Below are 21,028 nucleotides of genomic sequence, written 5' to 3'. Positions count from 1 at the left end.
CTCATCCCATCCGCATGCGATCGACGCCGACCAGCCGCGCATAGACCCAATAGAGCAGCAGCGTCGCCAGAAGGAGCACCGAGCCGAGCGCCGCCGCCATGCCCCAGTTGATCGTCTGGTTGGTGAAGAAGGCCACGAAGTAGCTGACCATCTGGTCCCCTGCCCCGCCGACCAGCGCCGGCGTGATGTAGTAGCCGACCCCCAGGATGAAGACGAGCAGGCAGCCGGCCCCTATCCCGGGAATGGTCTGCGGCAGGTAGACCCGGCGGAACGCGGTGAAGGGCGTGGCGCCCAGCGACGTCGCCGCCCGCACATAGGCAGGCGAGATGCCGCGCATCACGCTGTAAAGCGGCAGCACCATGAAGGGCAGCAGGATATGGACCATGGCGACGTAGACGCCGACCCTGTTGTAGACGAGCTGGACCGGCTCGCCGATCAGGCCGATCCACTGGAGCGTCTCGTTGATCGGCCCCTCCCGCTGGAGCAGCACGACCCAGGCGCCGGTCCGCACCAGGATCGAGGTCCAGAACGGCAGCAGGACCAGGATCATCAGCAGGTTGGAGACGCGGGGCGGCAGCGACGCCAGCTTGTAGGCCAGCGGGTAGCCCAGCGCCAGGCACCAGACCGTGACCACCGCCGCGATCCAGAAGGTCCGCGCGAAGATGTCCACGTAGATCGCGCGGTCCGCGGAAACCCGCACGACCGAGCCGGAGGCGTCGATCTCCCGGTCGACCGCGGCAAGCAGGTAGTACGGCGTGACCGGGGCCGCGGCGCGGCGCATGACCGCCCAGGTCTCCGGTTCGCTCCAGGCCGGGTTGCGCGCCGCCAGCGTCTGCCGCCACGTTCCGTCCGGCGCGTCGGGCAGGCCGCGGGCGGTGGCGAACAGCACCGACCGCATGTTCGGGATCTCGTAGGTCAGCCGCTTGGCCACCCCGGACAGCGACCGGTCGCGCTGTCCAGCCGCCAGTTCCCGCGCGAAGGCCGCGAACACGTCCTCCGGCGGCAGGCCGGCGCCGTCCCACGCCCGCAGAGCCGACGCGGTGTCGGGCATGACCGACGGCAGCTCCGAATTGTCGACGCTGCGCACCAGCATCAGCCCGATCGGCGCCAGGAAGAACACCGCCAGGAAGACGAAGAGCGGCGCCACCAGCGCCACCGCCTCCAGCTTGCGGCGGCGCTCGGTCCGGCGCAGCTGCGCCTTCAGGTTCACCGGCCGCTCACTGACCGATCCAGGCGTTGAAGCGTTCGGTCAGCCGCTCGACGTTGGCGACCCAGAACTCGGTGTCCAGCTCCAGCCCGACGGCGAGGTTGCCGGACTCGGTCGGCATGATCGGCAGCACGGCGGGATCGACCAGAGCCGTGGCTTCCTTCGCGGTGACGCCATAGGGGACCTTGGGCGGCAGGTCCTTCTGGCGCGTCGGGTCGCTCATGAAGGCGATCAGGTCCATGCCCGCCTCACGGTTCGGGCTGTCGCGCAGGATCACCCAGCTGTCCACGGCATAGACGCCGCCTGGCCAGACGATCCTGAAGTCGCGGTTGTCGCTCTTGTTCGCCGCCGTCACCCGGGCATTGTAGGCGCTGGTCATCGCGACCTCGCCGGATGCCAGCAGCTGGAGCGGCTGGGCACCGGCCTCCCACCACACCATGTGCGGCTTGATCTGGTCCAGCTTCTTGAAGGCGCGGTCGACTCCAGCGTCGGTACCGAGCAGCTGGTAGACCTGCGACGGCTCGACCCCGTCGGCCATCAGCGCGAACTCCAGCGTGTATTTCGGGCCGCGGCGAAGCCCCCGCTTGCCGGGGAACTTCTGGACGTCCCAGAAATCGGCCCAGCTCTTCGGACCATCCTTCAGCTTGGCGCCGTCATAGGTGATCAGCGTGGTCCAGACGATGGCGCCGACTCCGCAGTCGTGGACCGCGGCGGGGATGAACTTGTCGCGGCCACCCAAGGCCGCCCAGTCCAGCTCCTCGAACAGCCCCTCCTCGCAGCCCAGCACCAGTTCCTCGGCTTCGACCTGGACGACGTCCCAGTCCGCGTTGCCGCCCTCGACCTTGGCGCGGAGCGCGCCGACTCCGCCGTTCCAGCTATCCTCGACCAGCTTGGTCCCGGTCTGGCTCATGAAGGGCTGGAAATAGACCTCACGTTGCGCATCCTGGTACGAGCCACCCCAGGAGGTGACGGTGAGGTCGCGGGCTTCGGCACCGCCGACCGCCGAAGCCATCAGAAGCGCACCGAAAACTAGGCTGGACTTGCATCCCATCATCGTCACCCTGTTCCTGTTTTATGATTAATCCTGAGTTTTCATCACCTTGTGCGGCGTGTCCAGAGTATCGATGGTCGGGGAGCGGCGTCACGCCTTCCGGCGCCGCCGGGTATAGAGTTTCAGTTCGGCCATCGACACGACGCCCAGGGCTATTCCCGCCACCGCGTAGGCGGCCATGCCGGCCCCGACCAGCACGCCGAGCGCCAGCGAGCGCGTTCCCAGGTCGGGAGCGGCCAAGAAGCCGCCGAGGCCCCATTGCGCCGCGAGCAGCACTCCGGCCATGACCACCGCCGCCAGGAGCTGGCGCGGCACGCGCCGCCGCAGCCTGCCGTCCAGCACCAGGAACCCGCGCCGGAACAGCAGCATCGCCAGCAGGGCGCAGTTGACCCAGGACGCCGCCGAGGTCGCGAGCGCCAGCCCCACCTGGGACAGCGGCTGCATCAGCGCCAGTTTCAGCGCCACGTTGACGGTGACGACGACGAGGGCGATCTTGACCGGCGTCTTCGTGTCCTCGCGCGCGTAGAAGCCAGGCAACAGGCTGCGGATCAGCACGAAGGCCGGCAGCCCCAGGGCATAGGCCATCAGCGTCGCCGACGTCGCCTGCGCGTCGGCGGCCTGGAACGCGCCGCGTTCGAACAGCACCGAGACGATCGGGAAGCCCGCGGCGAGGAAGGCGGCCGTGGCCGGCAGGGTGAACAGGAGCGACAGCTCGATCGCGCGGTTCTGGCTGTCGCTGGCGGCCTGCATGTTGCCGCCCTTCAGCGCCCGCGACAGTTCCGGCAGCAGGACGGTCCCGATCGCGATCCCGATCACGCCCAGCGGCAGCTGGTTGATCCGGTCGGCATAATACAGATAGGACACGGAGCCGGTCGGCAGCAGCGAGGCGATCAGCGTGTCGATGAACAGGTTGATCTGGGTGACGCCCGCCCCCAGCGCCGCCGGCCCCAGCACCGCCAGGAACCGCCTCACTCCCGGCGTCAGCCGGGGCCAGGGCAGCCTCAGCGACATGCCGGCACGCCGGCAGTCCCACGCCAGGTACAGGAACTGGGCGACGCCGGCGGCCAGCACCCCCCAGGCCAGCGCATGGCCCGCCGTGGGCAGCAGCGGCGTCAGTCCGAGCAATGCTCCGATCAGGCAGAGGTTGAGCAGGATCGGCGCCGCCGCCGCCGCGGCGAACCGCTCGATGCTGTTCAGCACGGCGCCCATCAGCGACACCAGCGAGATGAACAGCAGGTAGGGGAAGGTGATTCGGGTGAACAGCACCGCAAGGTCGTACTTCATCGGCTCGTCGGCGAATCCGGGCGCGAAGACGACCATGAACCAGGGCATGATCAGCTCGAATACCAGCAGCAGGACCAGCTGCACGACCAGCAGGAAGGCCAGCACCTGCTCGGCGAAGATCCGGGCCTGCGACCGCCCCTGCCCGACCAGGAAGGAAGAGAACATCGGCACGAAGGCGGCGTTGAACGCGCCTTCGGCGAACAGGGCGCGGAAATGGTTGGGCAGCCGGAACGCCACGAAGAAGGCGTCCGCGACCGGTCCCGCCCCCAGCAAGGCTGCGGTCAGGATGTCCCGGACGAAGCCGAGGACGCGGCTGGCGAGCGTCAGGCCGCCGACGGAAAGGATCTTGCGGAACACGATGGAGTGGCCTTGCGCCTGAAGCGGGACGTAGATGGATCAGACCGGATCGAGCGCCCTGCAATCCCCGGCGGCCCAGCGGACCGAGACGTCCTGGCCCGCCTGGAACGCCTGGACATCGTCGGCGAAGGGGACTTTGACCATGAAATCGTCGCTGCCCGCAACCTCCAGCCGAAGCCGCAGATGGTCGCCCAGGTAAATGCGCTCCAGCACGCGCGCGGCCAGCCGGTTCTCCAGCCCGGCACCGGGTTCGCCAGGCCCGCCCCGGTCGAGGGTGATTCGCTCCGGCCGTATCGACAGGGTGGTCGCCTGCCCGGCCCGGTCCACCGACACGGCGGTCGCCCGCACACTCTCGCCGGTCGGCAGCTCGACGCGGCATGTGCCGCCCGCCAGGTCGCGGACGATCCCGTTCAGCCGGTTGTTCTCGCCGATGAAATTGGCGACGAAGCTGTTGCAGGGCTGCTGGTACAGCCGGTCCGGCAGATCGATCTGCTGGATCACGCCGTGGTTGAACACGGCGATCCTGTCCGACATGGTCAGGGCCTCGGTCTGGTCGTGGGTGACGTAGACGACGGTGACGCCGAGCGACTGGTGGATATGCTTGATCTCCAGCTGCATATGCTCGCGCAGCTGCTTGTCCAATGCTCCCAGCGGTTCGTCCATCAGCACCAGTTGAGGGTCGAAGACGAGGGCGCGGGCCAGCGCCACCCGCTGCTGCTGCCCGCCCGAAAGCTCGGCCGGCCGCCGGGCGCCGAACTTCTCCAGGTGGACCATGCGAAGCGCCCGGGCGACCCGTTCCTCGACCTCCGCCTTGGGCCGCTTCCTGACCGACAGCGGGAAGGCCAGGTTCTCCGCCACAGTCATGTGGGGAAACAGCGCATAGTTCTGGAACACCATGCCGATGTCCCGCTTGTGCGGCGGCAGGCCCGCGATCGACCGGCCGGCCAGCCTGATGTCACCCGAAGTCGGCACCTCGAACCCCGCCAGCATCATCAGCGACGTGGTCTTTCCGGACCCCGACGGCCCCAGAAGGGTCAGGAACTCGCCGCGGCTTATCTCCAGGTTCAGGTTTTTGACGACCAGCGTTTCGCCGTCGTAAGTCTTCCGGACATCCTTGAACTCGACATGGGAAGATTCGGCCGCGCCGACGGGGTCTGTATGGGTCATGCCGGCAGGATATCGCAAATCGAAGCCTCGGCCAGCCCCCGAGTGGATCGGGCGGTTCTGTCCGCCATGATATCGATGCGATTAGGGGATACGCGGGACGATAGCGGGCAACTCCGATGGACGCGGATCATTCATCCGTTTTTTGCGTTCGTGAATGGTACCAGGGTTGATAGAGTGCCGAGGCTCAACACATGAGAACCGAAGGTGCTCCGCCTGCGATAATCCGGTACCGGGCGGCGTTGGGTAATCCTTTTGATAGAATATGCCATGATCAATAACCGCTTCGGTCTTCGCGAAGAGCCATTCACGATTACGCCTGCCACGCGTTTCACCTACGCATCGCAGGAGCACGAGGAAGCTTTCAACGGCTTCACCCTTGCCGTGGTGGCTCGGCGCCGGGTCATGGCTCTCTACGGAGAGACCGGGTCGGGCAAGACGACCCTGCTGCAAGGTCTGCTCGATCAGCTCGAATCGGAAGGCACCATGGTGCTGGCGATCGCCGCCAAGCCCGGCATGACGGTCGAGGACCTGATCCAGCAGGCCGGCGGCGAACTGTTCCTGGACGATAACGGCGGCCAGCCCTTGTCCGACATGGATGCCCTGGTCGAGCGCCTCGAACAGCGGCTGGAGGAGGCAGGCACCGGCGTCCTGATCGTGGACGAGGCGCAGGAACTCGATGTCGGCGTGCTGTACGACCTGGTCGAGATGGCGGCATCGGACACCGAGACAGGCCGCTTCCTGCAGGTCCTGCTCGCCGGCACGCCCGACCTGGAGCGCATGCTCGCAGAGCCGGGGCTGGAGGACACCATGCGCCGCCTCGGCGTGTCCTACCACCTGCCCCCGCTGGAGCAGGACCAGGTCGACGCCTACATCCAGGAACGCCTCGGCGCGGCCGGCGCGATCCGGGACGACATCTTCGAACCGGCGGCGATCGATGCCATCACCCACTATTCCGGCGGCCTGCTGCAGCTGGTCAACACGCTGGCCGACGTCGCCGTAAGCGGTGCCTCCCGTGCCGGCGAGCGGACGATCACGCGCGCCCGGGTCGAGCAGGTGGCGCAGGATCTCGGGCTGCAGCCGGCCCATGACCTCCAGCCCGTTCAGCCGGCGGTTCCGCTCCAGACCGAAGTGCAGGAACCGGTCGCGCGCATCCGCCCGTCTCCCCCGCCGCCGCCGGCCGCACCGCCTCAGTTCACGCCGGCCCCGGCACCGCCGCCGGAAACCATTGCCCGCACGCCCCGCCGTCCCATCCAGGCGCCCCCGCCGCACGAGGTTGAAGCGCCGATACCGGTCCACCGGCACCCCGCCCGCAGGGCGGAGCCCGCCCGCGACGCCTATCCGCCCTGGGAGGACAATGACGAACGGACGCCTCCGCCGTTGCGCCGCGGCGCGGCCGCTCCGCTGACCGCATCGGCCTACCGGCACGACCGACCCGAACCGGCCTACCGGCACGACCGCCCCGAACCGGCCTACCGGCGGCGCCGCTGGCCGCAGGTCGCCGCCAGCCTGGTGGCGCTGCTGGCCGGCGCGGGGATAGCCGCGGCGCTGCTGGAGCCCCAGGCCGTCCAGCGGCTCTACAGCCAGGCGACCGGCGATCAGCTTCCCTGGAGCACGGAGCCGCCGCCCTCCGAAACAGCCGGCCTGGCGCCCGAGGCCGACTGGGAGCCGCAGCCCTTTCCGGTGGAGCCTCCTCCGATCCCCCGGCCGGCCCAGCCTCCTGCCTCGGCAGCGCCGACGCTCCCGCCGCCGGATCCCGCACCGGCACCCGCCGCCGAGGCGCCTCCGCAACCTCCGGCGCCGCCGCCGGCCCTCTCCGCCGATGCCGCCAACGAGCAGCGCGTCACGGAACTGGTGGGCCGGGCGAACAGGTACGTCGAGCAGCGCCTGCTGACGACGCCGCCGGGCGGCAACGCCTTCGAGGTCTATCAGCAGATCGTCCAGATCGCCCCGCAGGACCCCCGCGCGGCGGCGATCCTCGCGACCATCAAGGACACCTACCGGCGCTGGGGCGCCACGGCGGAGGAGCGCGGGCAGTTCGACAACGCGGCCAGCTTCTATCGCCGCGGCCTGACAGTCGATCCGACCGACCAGGCCTTGCAGACGCAACTCCGCGAACTGGATGCCAGACGCCAGGCCGCCCTTGCCGCGGAAGCGGCATCCCAGCCACCGTCGCCGACCGCCGGGACCGCCGTCGCTCCCCGCAGCCGGCGCCGGACCAGGTTCTCCGCCTGCCGCCGGATTATGACGAGGGGGCGGAGCGTGCCGGCGCCGCCTCCGACCAGCCGCCCGCGGCAGCCAACCGCTTCGTGACCCGCGAGGACATGCTCCAGGCCTTCCAGCAGCCCGCCATCCTGGAAGCGGTCATCCAGGCCGGCCGCGACATCGATTACGAGTTGCCCGACGGCAAGACGGCCCTGATGCTCGCGTCCGAACAGGGCAACACCCAGGCCGTCCGCCGGCTGCTCAGCGCCGGCGCCGCTCCCAATGCCCGCAGCCGCAACGGAGGCACGGCCCTGATGTACGCCGCCTCGATCGGCAACAATACGGTCGTGCGCGCCCTGATACAGGCCGGCGGCTCGGTCAATTCGATGAACGTGGAGGGCAAGACCGCCCTCATGGCGGCCGCCTCGCGCGGGCAGGTCGAAACCGTCCGCATCCTGCTGGAGAACGGCGCCAATATCGGCACCACCAGCATCCATGGCCGCAACGCGCTGAGCTACGCGCAGGAAGGCGGCCACCGCGCGGTCGTCGACCTGCTCAATTCCTTTGATCCCCAGGCGAGTTCGCGGCGCTCCGCGCTCGGCAATCAAGTCGGACAACTGAACTGATCATCATGAAACTGCATCGCACCGGCGCCGCCCTGGCGGCGCTTTTCCTATTGGCCGCCTGCGAGGACTACGGCCGGGTCACCCAGACCCAGGTCGATCCCGCCTACAATCCGGACGAGCTTGGTTATGCCGGCGGAAAGGACGCCACGCTGACCACACTGATCTACGGCAACCCGAGCGACGTCGGCGCCGCTCAGTTCGCGAGCCAGGTCCTGACCTCGATGAACCGCGTCCAGGTCGGCGCCAGCCTGAAGTTCGCCCAGGATGCAGGACCCGGCGGCCAGGACCTGTACAAGGTCGTGATGGTCTTCAACCCGGTGAACCAGGTGATCGACGCGGAACTGTGCGCGGCCCAGATCCCGCCGTCGCAGCCCTTCGACGAGGACGTGACCGTGCGGGCGGCCTATTGCCGCGGCGGACGCGCGCTGACCGGGGCCATCGGCACCATCGAGGCCGAGGACGCCGCCAAGCCGGACCGCATGGACCGCTTCATCCGGGACCTGACCTTCACCCTGTTCCCGCTGACGAAGGGGTCGTAACGTTACTTCGCGGCCTCCACCAGGGCCACCAGCCCGGCGAGCAGGTCTATCGGGCGCGGCGGGCAGCCGGGGATGTGGAGGTCGACCGGGACGACCGAGCCGACCCCGCCGACGATGCCGTAGCTGCCCTTGAACAATCCGCCGTCCAGGGCGCAGCCGCCGACCGCGACGACCCATTTCGGGTCGGGCGTGGCGTCCCAGGTGCGGAAAAGGGCGTCGCGCATGTTGGCCGTCACCGGCCCGGTCACCATCAGCACGTCGGCGTGCCGGGGCGAGGCCACGAAGCGCATCCCGAAGCGCTCCAGGTCATAGATCACGTTGTTGAGCGCGTGGATCTCCAACTCGCAGCCGTTGCACGACCCGGCGTCGACCTCCCGGATCGACAGGCTCCGGCCCAGCCGGGCACGCGCCGCCCGGTCGAGGCGGCTCGCCAGTTCCTCGATCCCGGCCTCGGCGGGAGCCGGCCCCTTCATCGTGACGGGTCCCCGGAGCAGGTTCCGGACGATGGTCTTCAGCATGGGGTTCTCGGCATGGCGGCGTCCTACAGGTCGTGCCCCGAATAGGAACAGTTGAAGCTCTTGTTGCACAAGGGGAAGTCGGCGACGATGTTGCCCTCGATCGCGGCCTCCAGCAGCGGCCACTGGAACCAGGACGGGTCGCGCGGATGGCACCGGGTCACGATACCGTCCTCGCGCACGGCGACCCAGGTCATGATCTCGCCCCGGAAGCTCTCCACCAGCGCCATGCCCTGCCCCGCTGCGGCGGGAACGGGTGCGTGGACCGGCCCCTCGGGCAGGCGGTCGAGGATCTGCCGGACCAGTCCCAGGCTGGCCTCGACTTCCCGGATGCGGATCCACACCCGGGCGTTGACGTCGCCGTCGGCGAACACCGGGACTTCGAAATCCAGCTCGTCATAGGGTGCGTATCCGGGACTGCGGCGGGCGTCCTGCCCCCGGCCGGACGCCCGCCCGACATGGCCGCCGGCGCCGAAGCGGCGGACCAGTTCGGTCGCCACGCGCCCGGTCGCGACCGTCCGGTCCTGAAGCGAGGCCTTCTCGTCGTAGGTATGGATCAGGGGCGGGAAAGCCTCCCGCAGGTCCGTCACCAGCCGCGCCAGCAGCTGCCGCCCGTCGTCCGCCAGGTCGGCCGCCACCCCGCCCGGGATCACCCGGTCCATCATGAGCCTGTGGCCGAAGCAGGCGTCGGCCGCCCGCAGCACCTTCTCCCGCAGAAGTCCGCATTCGGCCAGCATATAGGCGAAGGCGGCATCGTTGCAGATCGCCCCGATGTCGCCGAGATGGTTGGCGAGCCGCTCCAGTTCCGCCATGAGCGCCCGCAGCCAGACCGCCCGCGCCGGCACGGCGGCTCCGGTCGCCGACTCGACGGCGCGCGCGAAGGCAAGGGAGTGCGCGACCGTGCTGTCGCCCGACACCCGCGCCGAAAGCTTGGCGACCTCGGCCACCGACCGGCCGGCCATCAGCCATTCCGTCCCCTTGTGGACATAGCCCAGGCGCTGCTCCAGCCGGACCACCGTCTCGCCGTTGCAGGTGAAGCGGAAATGGCCCGGCTCGATGATGCCGGCATGGACAGGGCCGACCGGGATCTGGTGCAAGCCCGGGCCTTCGACCGGCAGGAAGGGATAGGGTTCGGGGTGGCCCAGCGGATCGGGCGGGTCGGCCGAGAGCGGCAGGCGGATCGGCCAGGCGTCGTGGTCCAGCCAGGGGCGCGGATCCACCAGCGACTCGGCCGTGACTCCGAAGAGGTCCTGCACCGCGCGCTCCAGCCGGATGGCCGCCGGGCGCACTCCGCCGACCGACGGAAAACGCCCCTCCGGACAAGCCAGCGACACCACGGCGACCGCACCCGAGGCATCCTCGCGCAGGGCCATGTGGACGATGCCGGTATCGGCCCACAACCCCACCAGGGACCAGTCCGGCTTCTCCGCCAGGGTCGCGACCAGCGCGGCCCAGGCCTCGCGGTCCAGGTCGAAGCGGGGAAACGGCCGATGGTCCCCGGCGCGGGTCCCGATCGATGCGAGATGGTCGAGCATGCCGTCCTCCCTCCCCTCAGCCGAGCAGCAGGGCGACGGCCTGGAACCACTCGACCAGCGGCTCCGGCAGCCAGATGCCCGCGACAAGCACCAGGACCAGGTGTAGCGCCATCGGGAACGCGCTGGACGCCGCCGGTGCCATCGATCCCGACGGTTCGCCGAAGGCAAGCGACTGAAGCCGCAGGACCAGCGCGCCGAAAGCGACGACGATGCCGAGGACCAGGGGCAGCGCCAGCAGCGGCTCGCGGGCGAAGACGGTGGTCACCAGCAGGAACTCGCTGAGGAAGATGCCGAACGGCGGCAGCCCGGCGATGGCCAGCACGCCGGCGACCAGCCCCCATCCGATCACCGGATGGCTGGCGGTCAGCCCGCGGATCTCGGCGATCTGTTGGGTACCCTTCACCTGGGTCGCCAGGCCCACCGCGACGAAGATCGCCGACTTGGTCAGGCTGTGCATCGTCATGTGCAGCAGCCCGGCGAAATTCGCGATCGGTCCGCCGAACCCGAAGGCGAAGGTGATGATCCCCATATGCTCGATCGAGCTGTAGGCGAACAGGCGTTTGATGTCCCGCCGCCGGTACAGCATGAAGGCGGACAGCAGCAGCGAAGCCAGCCCCATGACCATCATCAGCGGCCCGGGCGTCAGCGACTGCCCGTTGGCCGTCATCAGCATCTTGAAGCGCAGAACCGCATAGAGCGCCACGTTCAGCAGCAGCCCGGACAGCACGGCGGAGATCGGCGTCGGCCCCTCCGCGTGGGCGTCGGGCAGCCAGGCATGGAGGGGCGCCAGCCCGACCTTGGTGCCGTAGCCGATCAGGATGAAGACGAAGGCGAGGTTCAGCAGGTCGGGGCTGACCCGGTTGATCTCCAGCATCAGCGCCGACCAGGTCATCGCCGGCATGCCGCCGCCCATGACCGGCCGGGCGGCGAGGAAGACCAGGATCGTGCCGAACAGGGCCAGCGCGATGCCGACGCCGCACAGGATGAAGTATTTCCAGGCCGCCTCGATCGCCGCCGGGGTGCGGTACAGGCTGACCATCAGGACGGTGGTCAGCGTTGCCCCTTCGACCGCCACCCACAGCACGCCCAGATTATTGGCCAGCAGGGCCAGCAGCATCGTGAACATGAAGGCTTGGTACATGGCGTGGTAGAAGCGGACGAACAGCGGCGTCAGCCGCCCCGTCTCGATCTCGTGCTCGATGTAGCTGGCGCTGAACAGGGCGGTCGTGAACCCGACGAAGGCAGTCAGCGCCACCAGGTAGATGTTGAAGTCGTCGACCAGGAACAGCGGCGTGCTTTCCGGCCGGTCGGCGAACAGGCTGAGCGAGGCGACCAGGGTCAGCCCCGAGGCGAGCGAGTTCAGCAGGGAGGCCAGCCGGTGGTCGGCCACGGCGGCCAGGACTAGCCCGGCCAGGAAGGGCAGCGCCAGGATGACGTGGGCTGGATTGACCGGAATCTCGATCACCGGCGCTCACCCCGGAAACTCTCCAGGTTGTGCAGGTCGAGGGTGTCGAACCGCTCCCGGATATGGAAGAAGAAGATGCCGAAGATGATGAAGGCGACCATCACCGCGAAGGCGACCAGCATCTCGACGATCAGGGGCATCCCCTCCACGCCGATGGCGGCCAGGATCAGCCCGTTCTCCAGCGACATAAAGCCCACCACCTGCCCGATCGCGTTGCGCCGGGTGATCATGGTCAGCAGCCCCAGCAGCACGACCGACAGCGCCAGCGCCAGATCCTCGCGGGTCAGGGCGGTCACGTCGGCGGTGACCGGCAGCACCAGCAGGATCGACAGCGTGACGAGGCTGACGCCGGCGATCATGGTCGGCCCGACGCCCAGTGCCGTATCGACGGTCCGGCGGATGTTCAGCCGGTCGATCACGCGGTGGAGCGCCACCGGGATGGCGATCGCCTTCATGCTGAGAGCCAGGAGCGCCGTTATGTAGAGGTGCGGGGCGTCCTGGATGTAGCCCTGCCACGCGGCGGCTGCCGCAAGCACCATCGACTGCGCGGCGAACGCCTGGATGATCGCGAAGAGGCGTCGCTGATAGAGCAGCGCGAAGCTCAGCAGCAGCACGACCGCGCCGAGCATGTGGGCAATGTCATAATGGATTCCGGGCATGCCGGCGCCTCACAATCCGGTCGAAACATAGAGAAAGATGGCGCCCAGCAGGCTGAGCAGCAGCGCACCGCCGAGGAACTCGCCATAGCGGAAGACGCGCATCTTGGCGATGCTCGTCTCGAACAGCGCCAGCAGAACGGCGCCGGAGGCCAGCTTCAGGACGAACGTCACCAGCCCGATCAGGATGGCGAGCGGTCCCTCCCCCGGCCCGGATATCCCCCAGGGAAGGAAGATGCAGGCGATCAGCGCCATGTAGAGCACCAGCTTCAGCATGCCGGCGGCCTCGATCAGCGCCAGGTGGCGGCCGGAATACTCCAGCACCATGGCCTCGTGGACCATGGTCAGCTCTAGGTGGGTCGCGGGGTTGTCGACCGGGATCCGCGCGTTCTCGGCGATCGCGACCATCAGCAGGGAAATCAGGGCGAGCCCCAGGGAGATCCGCAACCCGACGCCTCCCGCCAGCATGAAATCCACGATCAGCGAGAGCGACGTGGTCCGCACCAGGATAGCGATGGAGAAGATCACCATCAGCATGGCCGGCTCCGCCAGCGCCGCGATCATCATCTCGCGCGACGATCCCAGCCCGCCGAAACTGGTCCCCACGTCCATCCCGGCCAGCGCCAGGAAGAACCGCGCGCTCGCCAGCAGGGCGACCAAGGCGATCAGGTCGGCGGTCGCGGTCAGGGCCAGCGCCGTGGTGAAGGTCGGCACCAGCGCCGCCGCCAGCCAGATCGCGGTGAACACAAGGTAGGGCGTCACCCGGAACAGCCAGGACGCGTTCTCCGCCAGGACGACGTCCTTCCGCAGCAGCCGGAACAGGTCGCGGTACGGCTGGACCAGCGGCGGCCCGCGGCGGCCGAGCAGGCGGGCCTTGACGACCCGCACCAAGCCGGTCAGCCCGGGGGCGAGAGCCAGCACCAGCAGCATCTGGACGACTTGGAAGACTCCGGCAAGCAGCGCCTGGACGAAGATCATTGCGACACCGCCACCATGACCAGCAGCACCACCAGGGCGAAGAACATCATCGACAGGTATTGCCGGATAGTCAGGAACTGCAGGTTGTCGACGCGGTCCGCGACCCAGCCGACCAGCCGGACCACCGGCGTGAACAGCCGGTCCCACGCGGGATCGCGCATTTCCAGGGTGAAGCGCGCGGGCCGGGTCTCGCCCGGCGCCGGCATGTCCACGACCTCCCGCGCGCCGAATATCTGGTCCGCGAAGACCCGCCGCAGCGGCTGGGCGAAGCTGCTGGCCGAATACTGGCCTAGCGGCGCCGGATCGGTGAAGCCGCAGGCCCAGGGGATCGAACGGCGCACCCGGTTGGAAGCGTAGCGGTGGATCATGAAGACGGCGAGGGTGGTCAGGATCAGGATGGTCATGAACATCATGAAGCCGCTGTAGCTGTTCCCGAAGGCGCTGGCCGGCGCCAGCCAGACCCAGCCGCCGTGCCCGCCGGCGTCGAACATCCCCTCGCCGGTGGTCAGCCGGTTGGCCGGCTCGATCATCGAGATGGCGAGTTTCGGCAGGACGCCGATCACGGCGCACAGCACGGCGGGCACCGCGATCGCCGACAGCATGACGGTGTCCACCTCCCGCGCCTGTTCCGCCTGCGGCGACCTGGCACGGCCCAGAAAGGCGATGCCGTAGAAGCGGACGAAGCAGGCCGCGGCCAGCGCCGTGGACAGGGCCAGCAGCGCGCCGATCACCGCGAAGCCGATCTTCAGTTCCCACTGTTCGAGCAGCGGGCCGTTCAGCACCGCCTGGAACAGCATCCACTCCGCCACGAAACCGTTGAGCGGCGGCAGCGCGGAGATCGCCGCGGCACCCACCAGGCAGAACAGCGCCGTCGCGGGCATCCGATGGATCAGCCCGCCGAGCCGGTCCAGGTCGCGCTCCCCCGTCGCGGTCAGAACGGCGCCGGCACCGAAGAACAGGATGCATTTGAACAGGGCGTGGTTCAGCACGTGCAGCATGGCCGCCGTCATCGCCAGCGCCGCCAGCGCGGGGACCCCGGACGCCTTGAACACCAGGGCCAGACCCAACCCGATCACGATGACGCCGATGTTCTCGACCGTCGAATAGGCCAGCAGCTTCTTCACGTCGTCCTGCATCAGCGCATAGAGCACGCCGACCACGGCGGTGACGGCCCCGACCACCGCCAGCACGCCGCCCCACCACCAGAGCGGCTCCCCGACCAGATCGAACAGAAACCGGATCAGACCGTAGATCGCGACCTTGGTCATCACGCCGCTCATCAGCGCGGAGATGTGGCTCGGTGCCGCGGGATGGGCGAGCGGCAACCAGACGTGCAGGGGGACGAGGCCGGCCTTCGACCCGGCGCCCAGAAGCACCAGCAAGGCCGCGAAGCTGGCCGACACCGCCCCCGGCGGATGGGCGCGGATCGCGTCGAAGCCGTATCCGCCCGCCTCCCCCGCCAGGATGCCGAAGGCGAGCAGCAGGCAGGCCGTGCCGAAGCTGGCCATCACCAGATAGACATAGGCGGCGCGGCGCGTCTCCGCCTCCCGGTGGCTCGCCAGGACGAGCAGCCAGGACGACAGGGACATGAATTCCCAGGCCATCAGGAAGACGAAGGCATCGTCCGCGACCAGCACCAGGTTCATGCCGGCCAGGAACAGGGGGAAGAAAGGCAGCACGCGAGCCGGCTCCGCCTCGTGCCGGGCATAGCTCCAGCCGAACACCGCGGCCAGGCAGCCGCCCAGGTTCACCGCCAGCAGGAACACGGCGGACAGCGCGTCGAGCCGCAGGCTCGCGTTCAGCCAGGGCAGCCCGATCGGCAGGACCAGGACGTCCACTTCCGTCCCGCCGGCGGCGAGCCGCAGCAGGACCGCCAGAGCGGCGCCGCCGCAGACCAGCGCCATGCCGCCATGGACGACCTCGTGGGCACGGCTCAGCCAGGATCGCGTCGTTCCCACGATGCCGAGGAGCAGCATGGCCGCGATGCACAGACTAATGAACGCCAAGACCGGGAACCGCCTGAGAAACCATGGACTGAAACCACCGGAGGTATTCGGGTAAGCGCGATGCTTATAACATGCGGCCGTGCCCCCGAGGCAAACATCCCTTCGGCCGGTCGGGAGATCGGAGGTGCGACAAAGCGTGCCGGTCGCGGGGCCGCGAAAAGGCCGGCCCCCGCTGAAGCGCGGGCCGGAGGTTTTCAGTCAGGGAGGAAACGCACCACCGTGCGTTCGTGTCTCCAGAATCGTTCCGCTCCCGTCAAGAATCGGTTAAATCACCGGGCCGGGAGATAGGGGTGGTCGAGTTTGCCGCAGGATAATTCCCGCACCGGCCATGCTTGATGTCCGCAGGCGGGTTAATACCACGTTAACCAAGACCCCGATATGCCTTGGGCTGGATAAGGTCCCTAGCCTTGGGCCGCCTCTACAGGGTATAGGGGTGGCACCCGACCTTCGGTTTTCACTGCAGCCGTGCCTTCGCCACATGATCAGCATCAGCAAACGTATCGCCGACGAACTCTCAGCCCGGGAAGCCCAGGTCGACGCAGCCATCGCGCTGCTCGACGAAGGCTCCACCGTCCCGTTCATCGCGCGGTACCGCAAGGAAGCCACGGGCGGTCTCGACGACACCCAGCTCCGAACCCTGGAAGAGCGCCTGCGCTATCTGCGCGAGCTGGAGGAGCGCCGGGCGGCGATCCTGTCCGGCGTCGCCGAGCAGGGCAAGCTCACGGACGAGCTGAAGGCCCAGCTTGAGGAAGCCGACACGAAGACCCGGCTGGAAGACCTCTACCTGCCGTACAAGCCGAAGCGCCGCACCAAGGCCATGGTCGCCCGCGAGGCCGGCCTGGAGCCCCTGGCGCTCGGCCTGCTGGAGAACCCGGTCGTGGCGCCCGAGGCCGCGGCGATCGCCTTCGTCGATCTCGAGAAGGGCGTGCCCGACGTCAAGTCGGCGCTCGAAGGCGCGCGCCACATCCTGGTGGAGCGGTTCGGCGAGGATGCCGAGCTGGTCGGCCGGTTGCGCGCTTATGTTGCGGAGAACGGGCGCGTCGTCTCCGGCGTAGTCGAGGCCAAGCGCGACGAGGGCGCGAAGTTCTCCGACTATTTCGAGTTCTCCGAACAGCTGAAGCAGGTCCCCTCGCACCGGGCGCTGGCCATGTTCCGCGGCCGGACCCAGGGCGTGCTGGACCTCAAGATCGAGGTCGGCGACCCCGCGACCGACCTGCAGCACCCGTGCGAAGCCATGATCGCCCGCCATCTCGGCATCCAGGACGCCGGAAGGGCGGCGGACAAGTGGCTGCTGGAAACCGTCCGCTGGGCCTGGAAGACCAAGATCGGGCTGCATGTCGAGCTGGACCTGCTGGGGGACCTGCGCGACCGGGCGGAGGACGACGCGATCCGCGTGTTCGCCCGCAACCTGCACGATCTGCTGCTGGCGGCCCCGGCCGGCCCGCGCGCGACCATCGGGCTCGACCCCGGCATCCGGACCGGCGTCAAGGTCGCCGTCGTGGACGCCACCGGCAAGGTGGTGGAGACGACCACGGTCTATCCGCACCAGCCCAGGAACGACTGGGACGGCTCCATCGCGGTGATCGCCGCCCTGGCGATCCGCCACAAGATCGAGCTGGTCAGCATCGGCAACGGCACCGCCAGCCGCGAGACCGACAAGCTGGTCACAGACCTGATGAAGCGCCACCCGGAGCTGAACCTGTCCAAGCTGGTCGTTTCCGAAGCCGGCGCCTCGGTCTACTCCGCCTCCGAAGTGGCCGCGCTGGAATTCCCCAATCTGGACGTTTCGCTGCGCGGCGCCGTGTCGATCGCGCGCCGGCTCCAGGACCCGCTGGCCGAGCTGGTCAAGATCGAGCCGAAGTCGATCGGCGTCGGGCAGTACCAGCACGATGTCGGCGCGTCCAAGCTGGCCCGCAGCCTTGACGCCGTGGTCGAGGACTGCGTGAACGCGGTCGGCGTCGACCTCAACACCGCCTCGGTGCCGCTGCTGGCCCGCGTTTCCGGCCTGTCCGAGGGCGTGGCCCGCAACATCGTCGAGTTCCGCGACCGGAACGGCGCCTTCCGCACGCGCAAGCAGTTGAACGACGTGGCCCGCCTGGGGCCGAAAGCGTTCGAGCAGGCGGCGGGCTTCCTGCGCATCGCCAAAGGCGACGACCCGCTGGACGCCTCCGCCGTCCACCCCGAAGCCTACCCGGTGGTCGAGCGCATCCTCGCCCACGCCGGCAAGCCGCTTGACCAGCTGATCGGCGACGCGCCGTTCCTGCGCTCGCTCAGCCCGGAGGAGTTCACCGACGACAAGTTCGGCCTGCCGACCGTGAAGGACATCATCGCCGAGCTGGAGAAGCCCGGCCGCGACCCGCGTCCGGAGTTCCGCGCCGCCGTCTTCAAGGAGGGCGTCAACGAGCTGAAGGACCTGGAGCCGGGCATGGTGCTGGAAGGCGCCGTGACCAACGTGACGGCGTTCGGTGCCTTCGTCGATATCGGCGTCCACCAGGACGGCCTGGTCCACATCTCCCAGCTCGCCAACAAGTTCGTCAAGGACCCCCACACGGTGGTCAAGGCGGGCGACGTGGTGAAGGTCAAGGTCCTGGAAGTCGACCTCAAGCGCAAGCGCATCGCGCTGACAATGCGCCTGGAGGAACCGGCGGCAAGGCCGGCGGGCCGCCCGGAACGGACCGAACGGACGGAGCGTCCGTCCGAGTCCCGGCCGGCCCAGGGCCAGAAGCGGAGCGACCAGCCGCGCGAACGGCGGCCGTCCCCGGGCGGCCCGAACGGCGGCGCTCCCGGCGGCGGCAAGCGGCCGGACCGGACCGAGAAGCGGCCCCCGCGCGAGCGCGAGCCGGCGGTCATGTCGGCCGGCCCCGCCCTCGGCGGCGCCCTGGCCGAAGCCTTCGCCCGGGCCCAGGCGGCCAAGCAGAAGCAGTGACGGCGGCGGGCGGGGTTCCCTCCGGAGCCCCGCCCGCCCCTCACTCGAAGTCCAGGCCGACGTCGAAGTTGGCGACGCTGTGGGTGAGCCAGCCGACCGAGATCATGTCGACCCCGCTTTCCGCCACCCGGCGAACCGTGTCGGCATTGATGTTGCCGGACGCCTCGGTCAGCATGCGGCCGTCCACCATCCGGACCGCCTCGCGAAGCTGGTCCGGGGTCATGTTGTCGAGCAGCACCGCATCGACGCCCAGCGGCAGCAGCTCCGCGAGCTGCGCCAGCGTATCCACCTCCACCTCGATCTTGACCATGTGGCCGAGCCCGGCGCGGGCGCGGGCGACGGCGGCACCGATGCCGCCGGCGGCGACCAGATGGTTGTCCTTGATCAGGACGGCGTCATCCAGCCCGAAACGATGGTTGCTTCCGCCGCCCTGGCGGACGGCCTCCTTCTCCAGCGCCCGCAATCCCGGCGTGGTCTTGCGCGTGCAGGTGATCCGCGCCTTGCAGCCTTCGACCGCCTGGACCAGCGAGCGCGTGGCGGTCGCGATGCCGCACAGCCGGCCCAGCAGGTTCAGCGCCGTGCGCTCGGCCGACAGGATCGGGCGCGCCGCCCCGGCGACCACGGCCAGCGTGTCTCCCGGCAGGACATCGCGGCCGTCCGGCGCCAGGACCTTTACCGACAGCGCCGGATCGAGCAGGCTGAAGGCGGAGAGGGAAACCGTCAGCCCGGCGACCCGGCCGGGCCGGCGGGCGACCAGCCGGGCCCGCGCGGTCGCGTCGGCCGGAACGACGGTGTCGGTCGTCAGGTCGCCGGCGCGGCCCAGGTCCTCCAGCAGGGCTGCCCGGACGAGGGGTTCATAGACCAGCGGGTACGGCATGGCGGGCGTCCTTCAGGGGTTGGCGGCAATCAGGCTGGAGAGCGTCGGACCGGCCGAGATCGGCCAGGGTGAGGAAGCTCCGACGCCGGAGCGCCTCGGACGGCTGGTGGAAGTCGGCGCGGAAATGGGCGCCCCGGCTTTCCTGCCGCAGGCTCGCCGCATGGGTGACCAGGCGGGCGACCAGCAGCAGGTTCCTCAGCTCGCCCCAGGCGACGGTCTCCTCGAAGCCGGCCGGCGGGCCGGAGATCCCGTCGAATTCCGCCTGGAGATCGCGGATGCGCGCGAGCCCGTCGGCCAGCCCCGCGGCATCGCGGGACAGGCCGGCCCTGTCGTACATCACGCACCGCAGCCGATGGCGCAGCAGGGCCAACGCGGTTTCCGAACCGCCGGGAACCTCCGGGAGCGTCGGCACCGCGACCGGCGGGGGCGGCCCGCCCGGACCGGCGGCCGATATGGACCGGGCGACCCGGTCGCCGAACACCAGCGCTTCCAGCAGCGAGTTGCTGGCCAGCCGGTTGGCGCCGTGGACTCCGGTATCGGCGGTCTCGCCGCAGGCATGGAGGCCGGCGATTCCGGTCCTGCCGGCCACGTCGGTCGCCACGCCGCCCATGTGGTAATGGGCGGCCGGCGCCACCGGGACCGGCTCGCGCCGGGGATCGAGGCCGGCTTCGGCGCACAGGCCCAGCACGGTCGGGAAATGGTCCGGCTCGCGGGCAAGCACGGCGCGCAGGTCCAGGGTGACACGCTCGCCCGCGGCGATGCGGCGCCAGACGGCCCGGGCGACGATGTCGCGCGGTGCCAGTTCCGCGTCCGGATGCTCGCCGGCCATGAAGCGACGGCCGGCACCGTCGAGCAGCAGGGCGCCCGCCCCGCGCAAGGCTTCGGTCAGCAGCGGCAGCGGCCGGCCGGAGCCGTCCCCGACGGCGAGCGCCGTGGGATGGAACTGCATGAATTCCAGGTCGCCGAGCACTGCCCCGGCCCGCGCGGCCATGGCGAGCCCGTCGCCGGTGTTTTCAGCCGGGTTGGTGGTGTGCAGGTAGACGCTGCCGATGCCCCCGGTCGCCAGTACGATGTTTTCCGCGCGATGGAGCACCCAGCCCTCCCGCGCGTGACGGACGAGCACGCCGTGGACCCGCCCGTCGCGGACGACGAGTTCGTGGGCGAAAGCCCGGGTCATGACGGTGATGGACGGCGTCCGCCGGACCCGCTCCGCCAGTTCGTCGACCACGACGCGCCCGGTCGCGTCGCCGCCGGCATGGACGATGCGGGCGCGGCCGTGGGCCGCCTCCCGTCCCAGCCGGGGCGTTCCGTCCGCCGCCCGGTCGAACGGCATGCCGGACGCCAGCAGGCGGCGAACCTGTTCGGCGCCCTCGGCGGCAAGCAGGCGGGCCATCAGCGCATCGGTGATGCCGGCCCCGGCGATCACCGTATCGGCGGCATGCTCGTCCGGATCGTCACCCGGGCCGATCGCGGCGGCGATGCCGCCCTGGGCATGGGGAGTCGAGCCCCCGACGAGGTCCGGCGTCTTCGTCAGCAGCGTAACCGGCCGGGGAGAAAGGCGCAGGGCGGCGGTCAGCCCGGCAAGGCCGGAGCCCACCACCACCGTCCCGGCATCGCGGATGCTTGCCATGGCGGAA

At 69.5% G+C, this 21,028-nt stretch carries 16 protein-coding genes; 4 read left to right on the top strand and 12 right to left on the bottom strand.

Annotated features, from left to right (window positions below; all coding sequences use genetic code 11):
- Position 1: 1 nt before the first annotated feature.
- The 4 genes from DPR14_RS06950 to DPR14_RS06935 all read right to left on the bottom strand — a co-directional run bounded on the left by DPR14_RS06950 (position 2) and on the right by DPR14_RS06935 (position 5,066).
- Entirely contained in the window at positions 2–1,210 is a 1,209-nt protein-coding gene (locus DPR14_RS06950; protein ID WP_158044496.1) for an ABC transporter permease, read from the bottom strand.
- Positions 1,211–1,217: 7 nt separating this feature from the next.
- On the bottom strand, positions 1,218–2,219 hold the full coding sequence (locus DPR14_RS06945) for an ABC transporter substrate-binding protein (protein WP_246148952.1): 1,002 nt from the start codon (positions 2,217–2,219) through the stop codon (positions 1,218–1,220).
- 129 nt (positions 2,220–2,348) lie between these two features.
- Positions 2,349–3,899, bottom strand: coding sequence for a murein biosynthesis integral membrane protein MurJ (murJ, locus tag DPR14_RS06940; RefSeq protein WP_158044494.1), 1,551 nt, complete (start codon positions 3,897–3,899; stop codon positions 2,349–2,351).
- Positions 3,900–3,938: 39 nt separating this feature from the next.
- On the bottom strand, positions 3,939–5,066 hold the full coding sequence (locus DPR14_RS06935) for an ABC transporter ATP-binding protein (protein WP_158044493.1): 1,128 nt from the start codon (positions 5,064–5,066) through the stop codon (positions 3,939–3,941).
- Positions 5,067–5,333: 267 nt separating this feature from the next.
- Here DPR14_RS06935 and DPR14_RS06930 point away from each other — a divergent pair, with 267 nt between their 5' ends.
- Genes DPR14_RS06930 through DPR14_RS06920 form a run of 3 tightly spaced genes read left to right on the top strand, consistent with a single transcriptional unit; the run spans position 5,334 to position 8,433 of the window.
- On the top strand, positions 5,334–7,376 hold the full coding sequence (locus DPR14_RS06930) for an AAA family ATPase (protein WP_158044492.1): 2,043 nt from the start codon (positions 5,334–5,336) through the stop codon (positions 7,374–7,376).
- The gene (locus DPR14_RS06925; protein WP_158044491.1) at positions 7,373–7,894 is read left to right on the top strand and encodes an ankyrin repeat domain-containing protein; all 522 of its coding nucleotides are present in this window, start codon (positions 7,373–7,375) and stop codon (positions 7,892–7,894) included. The genes DPR14_RS06930 and DPR14_RS06925 overlap by 4 nt, the downstream gene beginning before the upstream one ends.
- A 5-nt stretch (positions 7,895–7,899) precedes the next feature.
- Positions 7,900–8,433 carry a hypothetical protein gene (locus DPR14_RS06920; RefSeq protein ID WP_158044490.1) on the top strand — a complete coding sequence of 178 codons (534 nt, stop codon included), beginning with the start codon at positions 7,900–7,902 and terminating at the stop codon, positions 8,431–8,433.
- Positions 8,434–8,435: 2 nt separating this feature from the next.
- Here DPR14_RS06920 and DPR14_RS06915 read toward each other — a convergent pair whose 3' ends face one another.
- The 6 genes from DPR14_RS06915 to hyfB are packed head-to-tail and all read right to left on the bottom strand — an operon-like array spanning position 8,436 to position 15,588.
- Entirely contained in the window at positions 8,436–8,951 is a 516-nt protein-coding gene (locus DPR14_RS06915; RefSeq protein ID WP_158044489.1) for an NADH-quinone oxidoreductase subunit B family protein, read from the bottom strand.
- Between the two features lie 23 nt (positions 8,952–8,974).
- Positions 8,975–10,483, bottom strand: a complete 1,509-nt coding sequence (locus DPR14_RS06910) for a hydrogenase large subunit (protein WP_158044488.1) — start codon at positions 10,481–10,483, stop codon at positions 8,975–8,977.
- A gap of 16 nt (positions 10,484–10,499) precedes the next feature.
- A complete protein-coding gene (locus tag DPR14_RS06905) occupies positions 10,500–11,948 on the bottom strand; it encodes a hydrogenase 4 subunit F (protein ID WP_425501017.1) in 1,449 nt (482 codons plus the stop codon).
- Positions 11,945–12,607, bottom strand: coding sequence for a hydrogenase-4 component E (locus DPR14_RS06900; RefSeq protein ID WP_158044487.1), 663 nt, complete (start codon positions 12,605–12,607; stop codon positions 11,945–11,947). The genes DPR14_RS06905 and DPR14_RS06900 overlap by 4 nt, the downstream gene beginning before the upstream one ends.
- Before the next feature lie 9 nt (positions 12,608–12,616).
- Positions 12,617–13,582 (bottom strand): respiratory chain complex I subunit 1 family protein, encoded by a 966-nt coding sequence (locus DPR14_RS06895; protein ID WP_158044486.1) that lies wholly within the window; start codon positions 13,580–13,582, stop codon positions 12,617–12,619.
- Positions 13,579–15,588, bottom strand: a complete 2,010-nt coding sequence (gene hyfB, locus DPR14_RS06890; protein WP_246148950.1) for a hydrogenase 4 subunit B — start codon at positions 15,586–15,588, stop codon at positions 13,579–13,581. The genes DPR14_RS06895 and hyfB overlap by 4 nt, the downstream gene beginning before the upstream one ends.
- Positions 15,589–16,066: 478 nt before the next feature.
- Here hyfB and DPR14_RS06885 point away from each other — a divergent pair, with 478 nt between their 5' ends.
- A complete protein-coding gene (locus DPR14_RS06885; RefSeq protein ID WP_158044485.1) occupies positions 16,067–18,514 on the top strand; it encodes a Tex family protein in 2,448 nt (815 codons plus the stop codon).
- Positions 18,515–18,554: 40 nt separating this feature from the next.
- Here the strand turns inward: DPR14_RS06885 and nadC are convergent, their stop codons facing one another.
- Together nadC and DPR14_RS06875 are read right to left on the bottom strand one after the other, a co-directional pair.
- A complete protein-coding gene (nadC, locus tag DPR14_RS06880) occupies positions 18,555–19,391 on the bottom strand; it encodes a carboxylating nicotinate-nucleotide diphosphorylase (protein WP_158044484.1) in 837 nt (278 codons plus the stop codon).
- Entirely contained in the window at positions 19,369–21,021 is a 1,653-nt protein-coding gene (locus DPR14_RS06875; protein ID WP_158044483.1) for an L-aspartate oxidase, read from the bottom strand. The genes nadC and DPR14_RS06875 overlap by 23 nt, the downstream gene beginning before the upstream one ends.
- Between the last annotated feature and the right edge of the window lie 7 nt (positions 21,022–21,028).

The sequence above is a fragment of the Skermanella pratensis genome (assembly GCF_008843145.1).
GTDB classification, from domain to species: Bacteria; Pseudomonadota; Alphaproteobacteria; order Azospirillales; family Azospirillaceae; genus Skermanella; species Skermanella pratensis.
This window is presented reverse-complemented; position numbering and strand designations above follow the sequence as displayed.

Coding starts and splice junctions, on each gene's coding strand:
- DPR14_RS06945 (WP_246148952.1), bottom strand. CDS start 2,219: ATGGCTTCGGCGGTCGGCGGTGCCGAAGCCCGCGACCTCACCGTCACC.
- DPR14_RS06935 (WP_158044493.1), bottom strand. CDS start 5,066: ATGACCCATACAGACCCCGTCGGCGCGGCCGAATCTTCCCATGTCGAG.
- DPR14_RS06930 (WP_158044492.1), top strand. CDS start 5,334: ATGATCAATAACCGCTTCGGTCTTCGCGAAGAGCCATTCACGATTACG.
- DPR14_RS06920 (WP_158044490.1), top strand. CDS start 7,900: ATGAAACTGCATCGCACCGGCGCCGCCCTGGCGGCGCTTTTCCTATTG.
- DPR14_RS06915 (WP_158044489.1), bottom strand. CDS start 8,951: ATGCTGAAGACCATCGTCCGGAACCTGCTCCGGGGACCCGTCACGATG.
- DPR14_RS06910 (WP_158044488.1), bottom strand. CDS start 10,483: ATGCTCGACCATCTCGCATCGATCGGGACCCGCGCCGGGGACCATCGG.
- DPR14_RS06900 (WP_158044487.1), bottom strand. CDS start 12,607: ATGCCCGGAATCCATTATGACATTGCCCACATGCTCGGCGCGGTCGTG.
- DPR14_RS06895 (WP_158044486.1), bottom strand. CDS start 13,582: ATGATCTTCGTCCAGGCGCTGCTTGCCGGAGTCTTCCAAGTCGTCCAG.
- DPR14_RS06885 (WP_158044485.1), top strand. CDS start 16,067: ATGATCAGCATCAGCAAACGTATCGCCGACGAACTCTCAGCCCGGGAA.
- nadC (WP_158044484.1), bottom strand. CDS start 19,391: ATGCCGTACCCGCTGGTCTATGAACCCCTCGTCCGGGCAGCCCTGCTG.
- DPR14_RS06875 (WP_158044483.1), bottom strand. CDS start 21,021: ATGGCAAGCATCCGCGATGCCGGGACGGTGGTGGTGGGCTCCGGCCTT.